This window comes from Rhizobium sp. GCM10022189 (assembly GCF_042656325.1).
In the GTDB taxonomy this organism is placed as follows: Bacteria; Pseudomonadota; Alphaproteobacteria; order Rhizobiales; family Rhizobiaceae; genus Rhizobium.
Window position 1 is genome coordinate 103731 of the sequence record NZ_JBHSOR010000056.1, and the last position, 14634, is coordinate 118364.

A 14634-nucleotide genomic window follows, 5' to 3' on the forward strand; every position below is an offset into this window, starting at 1 on the left:
TCAGAAACGGATCTTCAGGCTGCCCTTGAAGGCGCGGCCCCAGCCGGGCGTGCCGGTCGCGACTTCGAAATCTTCGTCGAGAAGATTGTAGGCGGCGGCTTCGAGGGCGATGCGCTTGTCGAAGGGCTCCCAGATCATGCTGGCATCGAGGGTCCAATAGTCGTCGAGCCTGGTGCCGATCGGATCGCCGGCGCGCTCGCCGATATAGTTGGCGGCGACGGTGGCCTTGACCTTGGCCTCGTTGACCCAGGTGAGCGCGATCTGGCCGGAATTCTTCGGGATATAGGGCAGGTCGTCGCCATAGGTGATGGTCGTCGGGTCCTTGTTTTCGGAATCCGTATAGGCGTAGGTCGCCGAGAGGCCGAAACCGTTGCCGAGCGCGACGTTTGCGGTGACGGCGGCGCGGTCGATGCTGCCGCGCGTGTAGTCCTGGCTGTCATCCGAGGGAAGGCCCGTCAACGGCAGGCCGATCGAGAAGTCGTGCAGTTCCTGATGCTGGTATTCGACCGAGGTGAAGAAGCGGTCGGTCCATTCCGCATCCCACTGGAAGGCTGCCGTATCGGCATAGCCTTCGAAACCGACCGAAAACTGGTTTGCCTGAATGCCGAGGATGCCGATCGGGGCAAGCGTGGGAACGCCCACTTCCAGGCCCTGCCGCATGAAGGCGGCGCGCAGCCAATGATTCTCGATGGGCGCCCAGGCGAGGCCGAAGCGCGGCTCCAGCCGGCTGACATCGAGGCCTTCGGCTTCCATGCGCGTGGCGAACAGCGCATATTCGCCCTTCAGCATTGGGGTGATGTCATGCAGCACATCGACGTAGGCGCGGCCGATATCGATCGTGTTGCTGGAGGAATTCGGCCCGTCCGTCGTCTCGGGGACAAGCGGAAAGCGAGGCACGAGTTCGTGGAGACGGAAAAATGTGGTCGTGCTCGCATCGATCCAACCACCCTCGACGCCGTAGCGCCAGGTAAGCGGCCCGCTGCCGATGGAATGGCTGAGAGCGCCGATATAGGTTTGCGAGGACGTGTCCTCGGTAGCGTCGATGAACGGGATGATATCGGGATCCGGCAAGGGCAGCGCCGGAGCGTCATCCACCTGAAGCGATGTGGACTGTCGCGATTTGGTCTCCGAATAGAGGAGTGCACCGTTCAATATGTTTTCGTAGCCGAACGTATGGCTCCAGCCGAGGCCAGCATTGGTCACGGTGCTCTCGTCGCGCCGGTAGGTGAATTCCGGCGTGACCGTCGTCGCCACCGGAAAGCCGAAAAGATTGAGGAAATCCGTCAGCGACGTACCCTGCGACTGGGCATCCAGCGTCGCGTCCTTCTTGTTGTGATTGACGAAGGCCACCACACGGTCGTCAGGTGTGACGGTTGCCGTCAGGTAGCCGTTGGCGTTCAGCAGGTTTCTCTCCGTCTGGAAACCGCCGAAATCGCGATAGTCGCCATCGAGGGCCAGCTCTTCCCAGGTCAGGTTGCCGAAGAAGCTGACCGGGATCGTCTCGTTCGAGAAGCCCTGGATCTCCGCTTCGCCGGTGCGGCGCGTGTGGCCGTCGACGCTGTTGATGCCGCCGCCGAACGAGCCTTCGAGAAAGGGCGTGCGCAGGATCGTCGCCGAGCGCGAGCGGCCGGACAGCATGTGCGGATCGAGCAGCAGGCCCTGGAAGAGCGAGGAGAAGCTAGACGTATCGGCCGTGTACTGGACCACGTTTTCATCGCTGAACGTCGTCGCGTTGACGTAGGGGAAGATGCTGCCCTTGATCGCCTGGTCGGTATAACCCGAGCCTTCGAACGGGTTGAAGACGACATCGCCGTAATAGCGGCCCCAGGCATCCAGCCCCTGCAGGCGGAAGGCGTTGTTCAGCGTCGAACCGGCGTCCTGATTGGCGCCGAGCACGCTGTAATCGCCACCGCGGGCGCGTGAGCGGCGCAGGAACTCCTGGGCGTTCCTGATGGCGCCATCGGCATTGTAATCGTCGATATCCACGGCGGTTTGAAACGCGGAGATGACAGGGTCGTTCTTGTCCAGCCGGTCGGCATTCTCGATCGCCTGCTCGAAGGGAAGGCGGTCGCCCTTTTCGTAATGGGCGGCTGCGAGCATGAGCTGCGATTGCGAATGGGCCGGATTGGCCGTGCTGGCCGCAAGCAGGTCTTCCAGCGCCTTGTCGCGCTCGCCGGTCTGCAGATAGTAGCGGCCGCGGGCCAGCAGCGCGACGTCGAAGGAAGGATCGACTTCGAGGGCCGTGTCGATCTCGCGCTTGGCTTCCTTCATGCGCGACTGGTCGAGATAGAGGATCGCCAGATTGGCGTGCGGGACGGGGTCCTGCGGATCAAGCTCGATCGCTTTCAGGAAAGCCTTTTCCGCTTCGCCATTGGCATCGCGGGCGCTCTGCAGCAGGCCCATTGTATTGAGCGATCCCGATGCGCCGGGCGCAAGCTCTATCGCGCGGTCGAGATCGGCAAGCGCGTCCTTCATGTCGCCCTCATAGCTTGCCCGATAGGCGGCGCGGGCGGCGAGCGCCGTCGGGTGATCGGGGTCGAGCGCCAGCGAGCGATTGACCGCTTCTTTCATCTGCTCGCGGTCATCGACCAGCAGCGCCAGCTGGGCGCGCATGGCGGGCAAGGTCGCATCGTCGGGGTAACGCTTTTCCGCTTTCGTGATGATATCGAGGGCGGCGCGCGGGTTTTGCAGGAAGCCTGCCGTATAGGCCTGCATGATCGCGCCATAGGGGCCGACGGTGTCTGCCGGCGGCTGTTCGACATGGGCGGGGTCGGCTAGCGAGCGGGCGAAGTAACCGCCGTATTGGGCCATGTTGCGGCGCTGCGGGTCGAGATGCGGCAGCGCTTTCTGGAAGAGCCGGGCGGCGTCGCCGTAGCGCTTTTCGGAACCGGCGATGGTGGCGTCGATCAGGTCCACACGCGCCTGCTGGGCTGTTGTCAGTTTGCGGCCGCGAATATTCTGCAACGTTGCAGCTGCAACCTGGCGTCCGTCGAAGGCGCTCTGGATTTCGGCGAGCGTCAGCCAGTCTTCCGTGCTGCGGCGTTCCGGCGGCAGGGCGAGCAGCCGGCGGCGCTCGGATGCCATGCGGTTTGCCGGCAGCGGCGTGGTCGGCATCAGGCCGAAACCGTCGCGCAGATTGAGATAGAAGAGCATCTGCTCGCGGTCGTCAGGGTTGACGCTGATGAGCTTCTGCGGCGCCTGGCCGATGGTGGCGACGGCCCCTTCGCCCTGGTTGACATCGACGCTGCCCTGCGCGTTGGAGAGCGAGACGCGGCCTTCGAGCACGATCATCGAGGTCTTGGCGCCGTCGACCGTCATCGTCCAGTCCGTGCCGCGGATGGCGGCTGCGGCGGCGGGCGTTTCGACCGTCAGGCCCTGGCCGCCGCGCTGGGCGCGCGCCCAGATCGTGCCGGACTGCAGGTTGAGGACCGTGTCGCCGGTCGCGGACATCTTCTTGACCTGCAGGGCGGAGTTGCGGCCGAGGCGGATCTGCGTGTGGTCGGAAAAGAGGATGGCGAGCTGGCCGGTGGCGTTGGTGCGCAGCACGTCGCCATCCAGCAGGTCCTGGTTGAGATCGACGACGCGCCAGTTGCTGACATCGACGAAACGCACTTCCTCGCCAGTCTTGCGGGCAATGACGGAACCTGCAACCGGGGTCGGGCGCTGAACAGGCTCGGCTGCAACCGGTAGTGCGAGTATAAAAGATGTGAGCGCCAGAGATGTACCCGCGCACAGATAAGATTTAAGCCCCGACATTCCAGACACCCCCGCATCTTTTTCCCCTTTGGCCAAGCGCAGTGTAAAAGTCAAGCTGGATGCACACGTGTTCTTGCTTTAAGGCCCAAGTGTAATATTGGGGAAACACTATTTCAGCAGGGGGTATTTTAGTGAGTGAATTCGAAAGTTATGCGGAACTGCCTTCCGCTTCTCCATCGGGCGAGGACATTGGCGCGGAGTATTTCGACCATATCAAGAAAATCAACGACGTATTCTACGACCAGATCAAGATATCGGACCAGAAGGCCGCCTATATCTTTACCTTCATGCTCGCCTTTCTTGTCAGCTCCAGCGAGGTGAGGGCGGTCTTCACCTTCGCGCGCTACGCGCAGGGCACGCCGCAGGCCATTCTCTTTTCCGGGCTGCTGGCGGCAGCCTCGGTGTTTTCGATTCTTTCGGCCATTCTCGTGGTGCTGCCGCGCCGGCTCGACCGGTCCACATCCATGTTCTGGGGCGCGTGGCCGAAGCATCGCGAGACGTTTTTCGAGGCGGCCGTTCGCCGCGACGAGCGCTATCTCTTCGACCAATATGTGGAGAATGCCGATATTCTCTCGCTTATCGCGCGCAGCAAATACCGCTTCGTGACGATCGCCTTTCGCGGGCTGATGGTGACGGTCGTGGCTTACGTGCTGCTGCTCGTGGCGGCGTGAGGGGCGGGACGCCGCCGCATGTGCGGTCAGCCCTTGGCGAAATCCGCCGCGGTGAGGGGAACGGGCCGGTAGCCGTTGACATCGGCAATGTCGTATTGGCGGGCGAGTTCGGCCGCGACCAGGACCTGCCCGGATTTCGACATCAGCGCCGGATCGCGCCAGAGGCCGGCGATGACATGGCCGATGAAGCGGGGCGATTCGGAATTGGAGAGGTCGAAATAGCCGGCATTCTGCATGACGGCTTCGGTGCGCACGAGGCCGGGATAGAGCGCGACGGCGGCGACATCGTGCGGGCGCAGGTCATGGGCGAAATCGGCGGCCATCTTGTCGGCGGCGGCCTTGGCCATGCCGTAGATCGCGTTGCCGTCGTAAAATTGCGCCGCCCAGAAGGAAATGTTGACGATCAGGCCGCGCCTTGCCGAAACCATCACCGGCGCCAGAGCGCGCGAGGTCAGGAAGGCCGCGCGCAGCGCCGTGCCCATCATGGCCTCCCAGCGCCAGACGGGCTGTTCCCAGAAGGGCCGGGGCCAGGTGAAATCGCCGTCCTCGACCATGTTTTCATAGCCGGGCCAGGCATTGTTCACCAGAATGTCCAGCCTGTTGCCGGCCTTGACCGTTTCGGCGACACGCGCGGTTTCGGCATCGTCGCTGTGGTCGCAGGGGTGGACGACAAGCCGGCCGGGCAGTGCTGCGGCCTCCTGCTCCAGCCCCTCCAGCGAGCCCCGGCTGGCGCCTTCCAGCCCGGCCTGCGCTTCCGAACGCGTCCTGCCGGTCACATGCACCGTGGCGCCCTCGGCAAGCAGGGCGAGCGCAATGCCGCGGCCGACACCGCGGCTTGCGCCTGTCACCAAAGCGACGACATCTTTCATGCTGGTTGCCTCCCCCATAAAGGCCGCCCCCAGCGGCCGGCGAGCCTGGCTTCAGGCCGCGGCAGGGAAAGTAGAGCGCCGCCTCCCGCTTGTGAAGGGCGGCGGGCGTTCGACGTGCCGACGATCGGGCGCGCGAACCGCCATTGCCGCTCTCCCGGCCCGCTTCGTCAGAGGGCGAGAGCCATGGCGACGCGCCTTTCGGGCTCGAGGCCCTTGTCCGCCTCGGACGTGAGGATCGCCTGCAGGCGCGGGGCGCAATCCCGCCTTTCGAGGAGGCGGAAGCCGAGCGACGCATAGAAAGGCGCGTTGAAGGGGGCGAAACGATCCGTCGTCAGCGTCGCCTCGGCGAGCTTTCTGCGGCGGCCCTCGTCCAGCAGCGTCAGCATGAGGCGCCGGCCGAGGCCCTTTCTCTGCCAGCGCGGATGCACGTCCATCTCGCCGATATGGAGCGCGCCGTCTTCGACTGAGGCGCCGGCATAACCGACGGGGGCGCCGGCCGCATCGCAGGCGGCGTAGAGGAGCGCGTGGTCGAGATAGCGTTGCAGCTCTTCATCCGTGCTGGCCGCCGGATCGCCGCTGACGGCGCCTGCGGCGCGCAGCGTTTCGAAGGAGGCAAGCTCAATGGCGCGCAGCGCGGCGAAATCGTCTTTCGTGCCGCGCCTGATCGAAATGCCCGTATCGCCCGGTTGCGCCATTGCGCGCGCCCGGCTTCAGGCGCTGACGGCCTGCGCGGCGCCGGAGAAATCGACGGCGGCGAAGGCTGCGGCGATCACGTCCGGGCCGGCATTCGGCTTTGCGGCGTCGGTGGAGAGGATCTGGCGGTAGCGGCGCGCGCCCGGCAGGCCGGTGAAGAGGCCGACCATGTGGCGGGCAATATGCTGCAGGCGGCCGCCGGCGGCGATATGGCCGGCGGCATAGGCCATCATGCGGTCGCGCAGCCCGTTCCAGTCCGGCTCGGATGCCGGGGCGCCGTAGAAGCGGTGATCGACCTCGGCGAGGATCGCCGCATTCTGATAGGCGGCGCGGCCGAGCATGACGCCATCGACATGGGCGAGGTGGGCCTCTGCCTCGTCGAGCGTCTGCACGCCGCCGTTGATGCCGATGAAGACATCGGGGAAACGCGCCTTCATGCGGTAGACGATCTCGTAATCGAGCGGCGGGATCTCGCGGTTTTCCTTGGGGCTGAGGCCCTTCAGCCAGGCCTTGCGGGCGTGGATCCAGAGCGCGTCGGCGCCGGCATCGAGCACGCGGGCCATCAGCGCGGGCAGGGCCGTTTCCGGGTCCTGCTCGTCGACGCCGATGCGGCATTTGACGGTGACGGGAACGGTGGCGACCTTCTTCATGGCGGCCACGCAGTCCGCCACCGTGTCCGGCGTCAGCATCAGGCAGGCGCCGAAGGTGCCCGACTGGACGCGATCGGAGGGGCAGCCGACATTGAGGTTGATCTCGTCGTAACCGTAGGGTTGCGCAATGCGCACGGCCTCGGCAAGCTTGGCCGGATCGGAACCGCCGAGCTGCAGGGCGACGGGGTGTTCCTCGCCGTTAAAGGAGAGCAGGCGCTGGCGCGGGCCGTGGATGATGGCGTCGGCGACGACCATTTCCGTATAGAGCACGGCGTTGCGGCTGATCTGGCGGTGGAAATAGCGGCAATGGGTATCGGTCCAGTCGATCATCGGCGCGACCGCAAAGACCGGCGCCTTGAAATAGCGCTGGTCTGCCTCTGTCGCTGCCGTCTTTGCCGTGGTCATGATCTCAAATCTTCTTTCGTCCGGTCCCGTCGTCTCATGTCGTGGCCGAGGCCCGATCCTGCAAGGCCCGATCCTGCAAGGCCCGGCGGGACGAGGGCTTATACATGAGGCCCGGCGAGAAAGCGAGACGGGCTCGCGCGGGCGGCGGCTCCTGCCTGCCGGGGCGATCTCGCGCCCTTGACCCGCAGGCGCTTTTGCCCGATGGCAGCGGCGGACGATCCCGGGCATTCTGCGGCCGGGCGCGAAGGAGTATCCGCTTCATGGCCGAGGACGGCGCAGGCATCAAGGCGTTGCTGGCAATGCCCCGGCGCGACAACAGCGCCTATCTGGAAACGCTGCGGCTGGTGAAGGATGCCTTCGCCGAGGCCGAGGCGGAATTCGACGGCAAGGTGATCGCCACGACGGACAGCGCCCGCGACGAGGCCGGCAACATCGTCATCATGACGGTGATCCGGCCGGCATAGAAGAAACGGCTGCCCGGACGATGCCGGAACCGAACCAAAATCCTTCTGCCGCGTTTCTGCCGCAAATAGGAGGATTTCGATGGACAAGCTGCTTCTGATCGCCACGCTGTGCGGCCTCATGTCTTTCGCCATGATCTGGCTGCAGACGAAAGAATAGTTTTATCGCGCCAGAGACCTGGCGCTTTTTCACTTCGCCGGCGGCAGCGTTCTTTTCGCGCCGGATCTCCCCACGTGCATCGCCCAGAAACGACCGCTCTTGACTTCGCCGAAAATGAGAACAAAATAAGAACAAATAAACGTTCTCATGTTCTGATGGAGAGTTCGATGGCAGCCAGCCCGAGTTATTCAGGAGCAGCAGACAAGGCCATGGCCTTTGACGCGCAGCTGCGCGCAGACCGCGAGCGCCACGAGGCGCGCCGGCGGGAAGAACAGCGCCGTATCGAGGCGATGCGGCCGATCAACAAACATGTGCTGAAGGTGTTCGGCGGGCAGCAGCTGGCGCTGAAGCTGGATAGCTGACGGGCCGACAGGGCCGCGGCAACTGCCGGGCGGGCGCAACCGGTTTGCCGCCCGGCACATGAGGGGCGGGGCGCGCGTTCCACCGATTTTTTTTACCGTCTATCCTGACGGTCGTGGACAGCCTGAAAGTTCACACCTAGAGCAATTCCAGCAAAAGTGGGAACCGGTTTTGCGCCCGGAATTGCGGGGAAAACAATAAGCTAGAGCATTGAAGGCGACTCCGTTTTCGCCGGAAATGCTCTAGAAGAATTGCAATCGTTCGGGGTGTATGCGTGAGAAAAAGCGTTTAGATTGCGACTGCTGTCGCGGTTGCCATATATTGGGGGTAGGTTTCGTGAAAAGATTATTGTCGCTGCTGGCTGCCGTCTCGTTTCTCGCATCCGGCGCAATCGCGCAGGATGCCGAGGAAGATACTCTGGATACGGTCATCCGGTTGACCGGACGGGTAGACCCTTATCTGCAGGCCATCTATCAGGATCACAGGGATGTCGCACTGTACGTCTATCAGCAATCGTCGCGTCAGAAATCGCCCGAACAGAGGAAAACCATTGCGGCGGTCATCGCCACCTATGGCACTCCCGCCCTTACGCGCGCGGGCGACAGCGCCATCATCGCCGTCATGAACGAGACGGCCGCGCTTGCCGAGATCGTGGCCGACAAATATCCCGAGGGTTGCGAGTATTTTTTCACCGGCAATATGCCGGATTGGTATTCCATTGTCGAAGTCCGCAACGGTCGCATGGATGACCGGCGTGCGAAAGCCAATGCCTATCACGACGGGAAATTGCGCAGCCCGGTACCCTTGATGTCCGACGACGCCGCATACGCCCTCATGACGCAATATCTGGGGATAACGTCGGAGGACCTGCGAAAGGCGCTAGCAGCGCCCAATGGCGTGAGCGACGAAGACATGTGCTCGATCGCAAAGAAACTCTATAACGTCGGCGCTGTGCCGACGAATCTGCAGGGCGATTGGGGCAGGACATTGCTCTCGCTCGGTCCTGTTCCGGAGAGGCAAAGGCCTGCCGCGGCTGCGAAGGCCGCATCGGGCGCGGCCGCCCAGCAAGCGCAGGCCGACGGCTTCGAACAGGAGATGCGGATTCTCGCCGGCATCAATCCCTTTGTTCATGCGATCTTCATGGATCACGAGGATGAAGCGCGGCAGTTGTTTGCCTCAAGAGATAAGGTCGATCCGCGCCAACAGACGGCTGCGATCGTGGCGAAATACGGCAATGCCGCCTTGGCGCGGGCAAGCGATGCCGCGGCGATCGACGTCCAGATGAAGATGGCTGCGCTCGTCGAGGCTGTTGCGCGCTACTATCCGCAGGGCTGCAAGGATCTTGTCGCTATGCAGTCGCCGAAGGCACAGGCCATTCCGCAGGTCAAGGAGCGCGTGTGGCAATATCTGGAAAGCAAGCGCCTGGCCTATGAGGACGGGAAGGCGCGCGCGCCTCAGACCGTCAGGCTGACCGCCGAGGACATCGTGCAGATCGCCACGCAGCGTCTGGGTGTGACCCTGGAGGAGATGCGCAAGGTTTCGAACCCCGCCCAGCTTAGCGATGAAGAGGCCTGCTCGATAACGATGAAGCTGAACAGGATCGATCTCATACCGGAGGCGCAGCGCGGCATGTGGGCGAGAGCCGCCATGGGGGGCAGTTGAGGCGGCCCGGGTTTTACGGGTTGTCTGCGCAGGCGGGCGCTGCAGGCTGTCAACGCGGCCGCGTGCCGGTCCTGCCGGCCGGGTGCGGGCGTTCCACCGAAAGCTGAAAGGTTTTTACGGTCCCGTTCGGGTTGTCGTACTGCAAACGGGTGATGCGCGCCGCATAGAGATCGATAAGGATTTCCCCGCAATCGAAGATTGAGGGGGGAGTTTATGCAGACATACGTGAATTCTATTGGAAAGACCGGACTGGCGGCCTGTGCCGCCATGCTGGTTTTTGTCGCCGGGGCTGCTGCGCAGGAGGGCAAGGAGGAGGTCGACATAGAGATCGACAAGATGTCGATCCCGATCCACACCAAGGATCCGGCGAGCGGAACGTGGCGAATTCCGACCATCCTGACATCGGGCACATGCAACGGAAACGGCACCAACGTTATCGTGCCGCAAAGCGCAAAGCCCGTGAACATCGTGATGTGCCGCATCACGAAGTCTCCGGGCGGAGAGACCCGGGAGTTTCTCAACCGGACCATTCCTGGCGGCGACGGCTTCTTCACCGTTGGCTGCTCGCGCGACGGGGCCAATATCTACGGCTACGAGGTTCACTGGTGGGATACGGATACCAACTATTTCCCGAAGCCGATTACCGAGGGATCGACGGCCCTGACCTGGTCCTCGCACGTTCTGGAAAACGGCAACCAGTTCAAGGCGGTGATGGTCGAGGTCGCAAAGCCCAACGGGCAGATGGAGACCATCAGGATCGATCCGAAGGATGCCGAGCCGGTGCCGAAAAGCTGGTCGATCATGAAGGCCTGGTACAGCTACCCTTACGAGCCGACCATGTGCAATGACGGCAGGGGATGAGTTGGAGGCAAGACCTGCTCCCGCCTGAAGGGAGCAGGCATATTGCCGGAATGCGCGCAGCTTGCGCAGGATCGGCCGCTTTGGCGGAGCCCTGGCGGAAGGGCGCGAAACGAAGGCAGCGGCGACAGGCGAAGGCGCCGGCTGCGACAGGACCGGATATCCGCTCGGTATTATCGCGCTTTCATTGTTGCGCGGAAACGATCCGGTACGCCTCGGCCCGCTGCTTCTGGCGCAGCGCCTTGACCGCCAGAAGGGCGGCCAGCGCGAGCCCGGCCAGCGTCAGCCCGCCCAGCACCACCAGATTGGGCTGCGCCGGCAGAACCGCACCCGTTCCCGCGCCGCCCGAGGCCGAGACCGCAATCGCCGCGCCGGCCTTGCGCAGCGTGCCGGCCGTCTTTTCCGCCTTGCCGGCCTCGTCCGCCAGCGCGGCCTTCACATCCGTTCCCGGCCGGGCGCGCAGCGCCATCGCCACGGCCTTGGCCTCGACCTTCGCCACGCGCGCCGACCAGCCCTTGCCGTAGGTCTTCCAGATCGCGAGGCTGCGCATGAAGCTCAGGCGTTTTGCACAAAGGGCCTTGATCTCCCCGACGCCGGCGCCTGCCGCCTTCGCGCGGGTGGCCGGGCCGAATTTGCCGTCGGCCGGGGTGCCGATCACGGTCTGGGCGTCGCGCAGCGCCCGGACGGGGCCGGAATTGACGGCGTAGTCGAAGACGGCGAGGTCGAAGCCCGAGGGCAGGGTGTCGCCGCCGGTTTCGTCCCAGTATCTGGCCTTGTAGATCGGCCTGACGTCGTCAAGCGTCAGGTTGGCGATGTCGAGTGCGGGGAAGGCGGCGGCGGAGATGCCGTATTTCGTGCCTTTCAGCGCGCCCTTGCCGACTTTGCCGCCGGTCCAGTTGCCGGGGTCGGTGCGCTCCAGCGAGAGGCCGCCTTCGGAGGCGAGGGTGATTGCGAGGCATTCGGGGAAATTGGCGCTGGTCATGCCGCGGTCCTTTGTCGATGGCGTGGCGGCCAGTTTTCGGCGGCAAAGGTTGTGGCCGTGGCATGGCGGGCCTGGGGACAATCAGAACACGTCGGCATAGGTCGCGGCGGCAGCCGCGCTGTCCTTCAGCACCACGCCCTGGGCCACCATGCCCTCGGAAAGGCGCACCAGATGCACGTTGGGCATGGATTTCAGGCGCTGGGAGAAGGTGTTGACGGGCGGCAGGAAGCTTTCGCGGTAGCCCTGGTCGATTGCCCAGCGGCGGAAATCCTCGAAGAGTTTTGCCGTGCGCAGCCAGCCGCCGGCCGGCCTTTCCGGGGCGGGCTCGACGCGGATATCGAACCATTCGTTGACCGGGTCGAGCAGCAGCCAGGCGTTCAGCGCCTCCCTGGAGCTTTCGGGAATGGTGTAGCCGCCGTTGCGCTTCAGCCGCTGGGCGCCGGATACGGCAAGGCCGAGCAGCAGTTCCAGCTCCTCTCTGGCGATGCGCTCGGCAATATCGGGGATGACCTCGTTTTCGGGAATGCTGCGGTTGAACTGGACGACGACGAGGCGGCGGCGCAGGCCCCGGTCTATGCCGCCGTTGAAGCGCGGCAGGGTGTTGGTGGTGAAGCAGTGCAGCGCCCGGGGAACGAAGCTTTCGACATCCTTGTAGAGGCTGCGGCCCTCGATCGGGTTGCCGGTCACGGCCGCCTTGAACTCCTCGCCGGCAATGGCGCCGGCGCTCAGCTCGTCGGCGACGTTTGCCGCCTTGCCGGCGAGATTGATGATGCGCTTCTCGTCGCTGAAGAAGGCCGGCGAGATGGAGGAGACGGCGCCTTCCGGCAGCAGCGCGCGAAAGAGCGCGGCGATGGTGGATTTGCCGTTGCTGGCGCTTTCGCCGAGCAGGATGAAGGCCTTCGGCTGGCGCAGGCGCGTGGCAAGGCCGAAGGCGGCCGCGCCCAGCATTTCGGCCACGAGATTGATCTTGTCCCTGGCGTCGGGATCGTCCTGGAAGGCGCCGTAGAGCAGTCTGCGCAGCAGCGAGCCCTCGGGCGGGCGGCTTTCGGTGTGCAGGTTGTATTCGGCCGATATGGTGAAGCGGAAGCGGTCGGCCGGGTCGTGCGGGCGGCAGATCACCCGGCCGAACTCGTCAAGCGTGATCGTGCAGTTCAGCGCGTTGACGCCGATGGCGGGATTGCTGAAGAAGCCGGCATCGGCAACACGCGTGCCGAGTTCGTTGACGATGCCGTCGATCATGTGGCGGCCGAGCTTCAGCGGCTTTTCCTTGGGGCCGATGCCGATCGCGTCGAAAGCATGCACGGCAAGGCGGATCTTCTGCTCGGGAATGGGCCGCCAGGCGGAGGGGCCATAGGCCCAGAACTTGCCGTCGGCGCGCACGATCCGCCCGCCGCAGGCTTTCTCCAGATGTTCGTTGAAGATGCGCGCCAGCCAGACTTCGGAGCCGAAGGGCTGGTTCGGAAACCATTCCGGCATGAGGTCGATGCCGTCGGCGCCTGCCGGCGGCGCGTCCGGCGCGGGCGTCTCCTTCTGCGGCGGGGCCGGCGGCGGCGCGGCCGGGGCGGGGCCGTGGTCGCGCATGGTGGCGCGCATGAAGGCATCGAGCTGCGGGCGGGTCCAGCCGCAATCGACCGCATCGGCGCTGTCCCAGCCGCGGCGGGGCAGGCGGCCGGCCTGCCAGTCGGCATGGGTGAATTGCGCGAGATCGGAGGCGGCGCCCGCTTCCGCAAGGCCCGTCAGCCGCACATGGGCGCCAAGCGAGGCCAGGATGGCGGCGATCTCTTGCGCCGCCGAAAGGCCGGGCGGATCGAAATCCGGCCAGATCACCACGTCGCGGCCGGAGAGCGGCGACCAGTCCGTGTGCTTGACGCCCTGCGTGCCGCCGGCCCAGGAGAGCACCGTGCGGCGGCTTCTGGCCGCCAGCCGGTCGCGGCATTTTTCGCCCTCGACGACGATGACCTGCTGCGTCCTGCCGAGCGTTTCCAGCCCGTAGAGCGGGCGCGGCTTGGGAAAGGGGTAGCGGCACCAGGTCTCCTTGCCGTCGGGCAGGCGGGCATACATGACCATCGGCGTTTCCTTGGACCCGCCGGAGAGATCGTGGCGCAGCACGTAGCCGGTCAGGGCGCCGTCGGCCTGGCGGTAGGGAAAGACCATGGAGGGCGAAAACGCGCCCCATTCGCTGCGGTCGCCCCGGCGCTTGGGATTGTAGAGGCGGATGCGGGCGCCGGCCTGGATCGGCTCTTGCGGCAGGGCCAGAAGCGTGATGCCCTCGTAGGGATCGCGGGCCTGGGGCGCGCGCGGGGCGATATTCGGCCGGTCGCCGCCGCCGCCGAGAAGAAGGATGGCTTCGGCAAGATCGACGCCCTTGATCTGGCAGACGAAATCCAGGACGTCGCCGCCGGCGCCGCAGCCGAAGCAATGGAAGCGCTCGATGCCGTCCTGCCCGGCGAAGATGGTGAAGGAGGGCGTATCCTCGGTGTGGAAGGGGCAGAGGGCGACATGTTCATGCCCGCTCTTCTGCAGCCGGCAGCCGAAACGTGCGGCTGTTTCCGGCAGCGACACATCGCGGCGAAGCCGTTCGACGTCTGAAGGCATGTTGCGGCTCTTGCAAGGAATGGTGTCGGGATCGCAGCACGGCCGGCGCGGAAGGGGCGGCGGCCATGGGGGGTTCCGCGCCTGCGGCGCCTAGCGCGCGGCGGAATCGGGAAACTTGCCTTCCAGCACCAGCCGGTAGCCGCGGCGATAGCCGACATTGGCAATGCCGATGCCGGAGCCTTCCAGCTTCTGGCGCAGGTGGCAAAGGGCCACCTTGAAGGCGAGATACATCCTGTCCGGCGAGGGGCCGCCATCGGGATCGTCGATATACATGGCGGTGAAGATGCGCTCGGTGACGACGGGCAGGCCCTTGCCCTTCCAGACGGTGGTGAAGATGCGGCCCTCCATCGGCGTCAGGCCGTAGTGATCGATGACGATTTCGGGCTGGGGCGCGCTCACGGGCTGCCTGCAGCAGGGGCAGAGCAGCGGCTTGCTGACGGCGAGCGGGGCGGGCGCGGCTGCCGCACCGGGGCGGGAGGTAATGGTCTGCATGTCAATCCTCGCTGGATCTG

The 14634-nt window shown here is 64.9% G+C and carries 12 protein-coding genes; 5 read left to right on the top strand and 7 right to left on the bottom strand.

Going from position 1 to position 14634, the window contains the following annotated elements:
- Entirely contained in the window at positions 1 to 3756 is a 3756-nt protein-coding gene (locus ACFPWW_RS26730) for a FecR domain-containing protein (protein WP_377314078.1), read from the bottom strand.
- Positions 3757 to 3887: 131 nt separating this feature from the next.
- On the opposite strand from ACFPWW_RS26730, the gene ACFPWW_RS26735 reads away from it, so the two are divergent.
- Complete coding sequence (locus ACFPWW_RS26735) at positions 3888 to 4427, top strand: Pycsar system effector family protein (RefSeq protein WP_377314080.1); 540 nt, start codon at positions 3888 to 3890, stop codon at positions 4425 to 4427.
- 26 nt (positions 4428 to 4453) lie between these two features.
- Here ACFPWW_RS26735 and ACFPWW_RS26740 read toward each other — a convergent pair whose 3' ends face one another.
- From ACFPWW_RS26740 to dusA, 3 genes are all read right to left on the bottom strand, one after another.
- On the bottom strand, positions 4454 to 5296 hold the full coding sequence (locus tag ACFPWW_RS26740; RefSeq protein ID WP_377314082.1) for an SDR family NAD(P)-dependent oxidoreductase: 843 nt from the start codon (positions 5294 to 5296) through the stop codon (positions 4454 to 4456).
- A 167-nt stretch (positions 5297 to 5463) separates the two neighbouring features.
- Positions 5464 to 5991 carry a GNAT family N-acetyltransferase gene (locus ACFPWW_RS26745; RefSeq protein ID WP_377314084.1) on the bottom strand — a complete coding sequence of 176 codons (528 nt, stop codon included), beginning with the start codon at positions 5989 to 5991 and terminating at the stop codon, positions 5464 to 5466.
- A gap of 15 nt (positions 5992 to 6006) precedes the next feature.
- Positions 6007 to 7044, bottom strand: coding sequence for a tRNA dihydrouridine(20/20a) synthase DusA (gene dusA / locus ACFPWW_RS26750; protein ID WP_377314086.1), 1038 nt, complete (start codon positions 7042 to 7044; stop codon positions 6007 to 6009).
- 260 nt (positions 7045 to 7304) lie between these two features.
- Here dusA and ACFPWW_RS26755 point away from each other — a divergent pair, with 260 nt between their 5' ends.
- The 4 genes from ACFPWW_RS26755 (at position 7305) to ACFPWW_RS26770 (ending at position 10548) form a co-directional block, all read left to right on the top strand.
- The gene (locus tag ACFPWW_RS26755) at positions 7305 to 7508 is read left to right on the top strand and encodes a hypothetical protein (RefSeq protein ID WP_112571537.1); all 204 of its coding nucleotides are present in this window, start codon (positions 7305 to 7307) and stop codon (positions 7506 to 7508) included.
- A gap of 324 nt (positions 7509 to 7832) precedes the next feature.
- Positions 7833 to 8027 (top strand): hypothetical protein, encoded by a 195-nt coding sequence (locus tag ACFPWW_RS26760; RefSeq protein ID WP_377314088.1) that lies wholly within the window; start codon positions 7833 to 7835, stop codon positions 8025 to 8027.
- Between the two features lie 268 nt (positions 8028 to 8295).
- The gene (locus ACFPWW_RS26765; RefSeq protein ID WP_377314090.1) at positions 8296 to 9687 is read left to right on the top strand and encodes a hypothetical protein; all 1392 of its coding nucleotides are present in this window, start codon (positions 8296 to 8298) and stop codon (positions 9685 to 9687) included.
- A 225-nt stretch (positions 9688 to 9912) separates the two neighbouring features.
- Positions 9913 to 10548 (top strand): hypothetical protein, encoded by a 636-nt coding sequence (locus tag ACFPWW_RS26770; protein ID WP_377314092.1) that lies wholly within the window; start codon positions 9913 to 9915, stop codon positions 10546 to 10548.
- 181 nt (positions 10549 to 10729) lie between these two features.
- On the opposite strand, the gene ACFPWW_RS26775 is transcribed toward ACFPWW_RS26770, so the two are convergent.
- The 3 genes from ACFPWW_RS26775 to ACFPWW_RS26785 all read right to left on the bottom strand — a co-directional run bounded on the left by ACFPWW_RS26775 (position 10730) and on the right by ACFPWW_RS26785 (position 14614).
- Complete coding sequence (locus ACFPWW_RS26775; protein WP_377314094.1) at positions 10730 to 11527, bottom strand: glycoside hydrolase family 108 protein; 798 nt, start codon at positions 11525 to 11527, stop codon at positions 10730 to 10732.
- 81 nt (positions 11528 to 11608) lie between these two features.
- Positions 11609 to 14122, bottom strand: a complete 2514-nt coding sequence (locus ACFPWW_RS26780; RefSeq protein WP_377314096.1) for a CHC2 zinc finger domain-containing protein — start codon at positions 14120 to 14122, stop codon at positions 11609 to 11611.
- Between the two features lie 90 nt (positions 14123 to 14212).
- A complete protein-coding gene (locus ACFPWW_RS26785; protein WP_112759414.1) occupies positions 14213 to 14614 on the bottom strand; it encodes a hypothetical protein in 402 nt (133 codons plus the stop codon).
- Positions 14615 to 14634: the final 20 nt, after the last annotated feature.

Coding starts and splice junctions, on each gene's coding strand:
- ACFPWW_RS26730 (WP_377314078.1), bottom strand. CDS start 3,756: ATGTCGGGGCTTAAATCTTATCTGTGCGCGGGTACATCTCTGGCGCTC.
- ACFPWW_RS26740 (WP_377314082.1), bottom strand. CDS start 5,296: ATGAAAGATGTCGTCGCTTTGGTGACAGGCGCAAGCCGCGGTGTCGGC.
- ACFPWW_RS26745 (WP_377314084.1), bottom strand. CDS start 5,991: ATGGCGCAACCGGGCGATACGGGCATTTCGATCAGGCGCGGCACGAAA.
- dusA (WP_377314086.1), bottom strand. CDS start 7,044: ATGACCACGGCAAAGACGGCAGCGACAGAGGCAGACCAGCGCTATTTC.
- ACFPWW_RS26755 (WP_112571537.1), top strand. CDS start 7,305: ATGGCCGAGGACGGCGCAGGCATCAAGGCGTTGCTGGCAATGCCCCGG.
- ACFPWW_RS26760 (WP_377314088.1), top strand. CDS start 7,833: ATGGCAGCCAGCCCGAGTTATTCAGGAGCAGCAGACAAGGCCATGGCC.
- ACFPWW_RS26765 (WP_377314090.1), top strand. CDS start 8,296: ATGCGTGAGAAAAAGCGTTTAGATTGCGACTGCTGTCGCGGTTGCCAT.
- ACFPWW_RS26775 (WP_377314094.1), bottom strand. CDS start 11,527: ATGACCAGCGCCAATTTCCCCGAATGCCTCGCAATCACCCTCGCCTCC.
- ACFPWW_RS26780 (WP_377314096.1), bottom strand. CDS start 14,122: ATGCCTTCAGACGTCGAACGGCTTCGCCGCGATGTGTCGCTGCCGGAA.
- ACFPWW_RS26785 (WP_112759414.1), bottom strand. CDS start 14,614: ATGCAGACCATTACCTCCCGCCCCGGTGCGGCAGCCGCGCCCGCCCCG.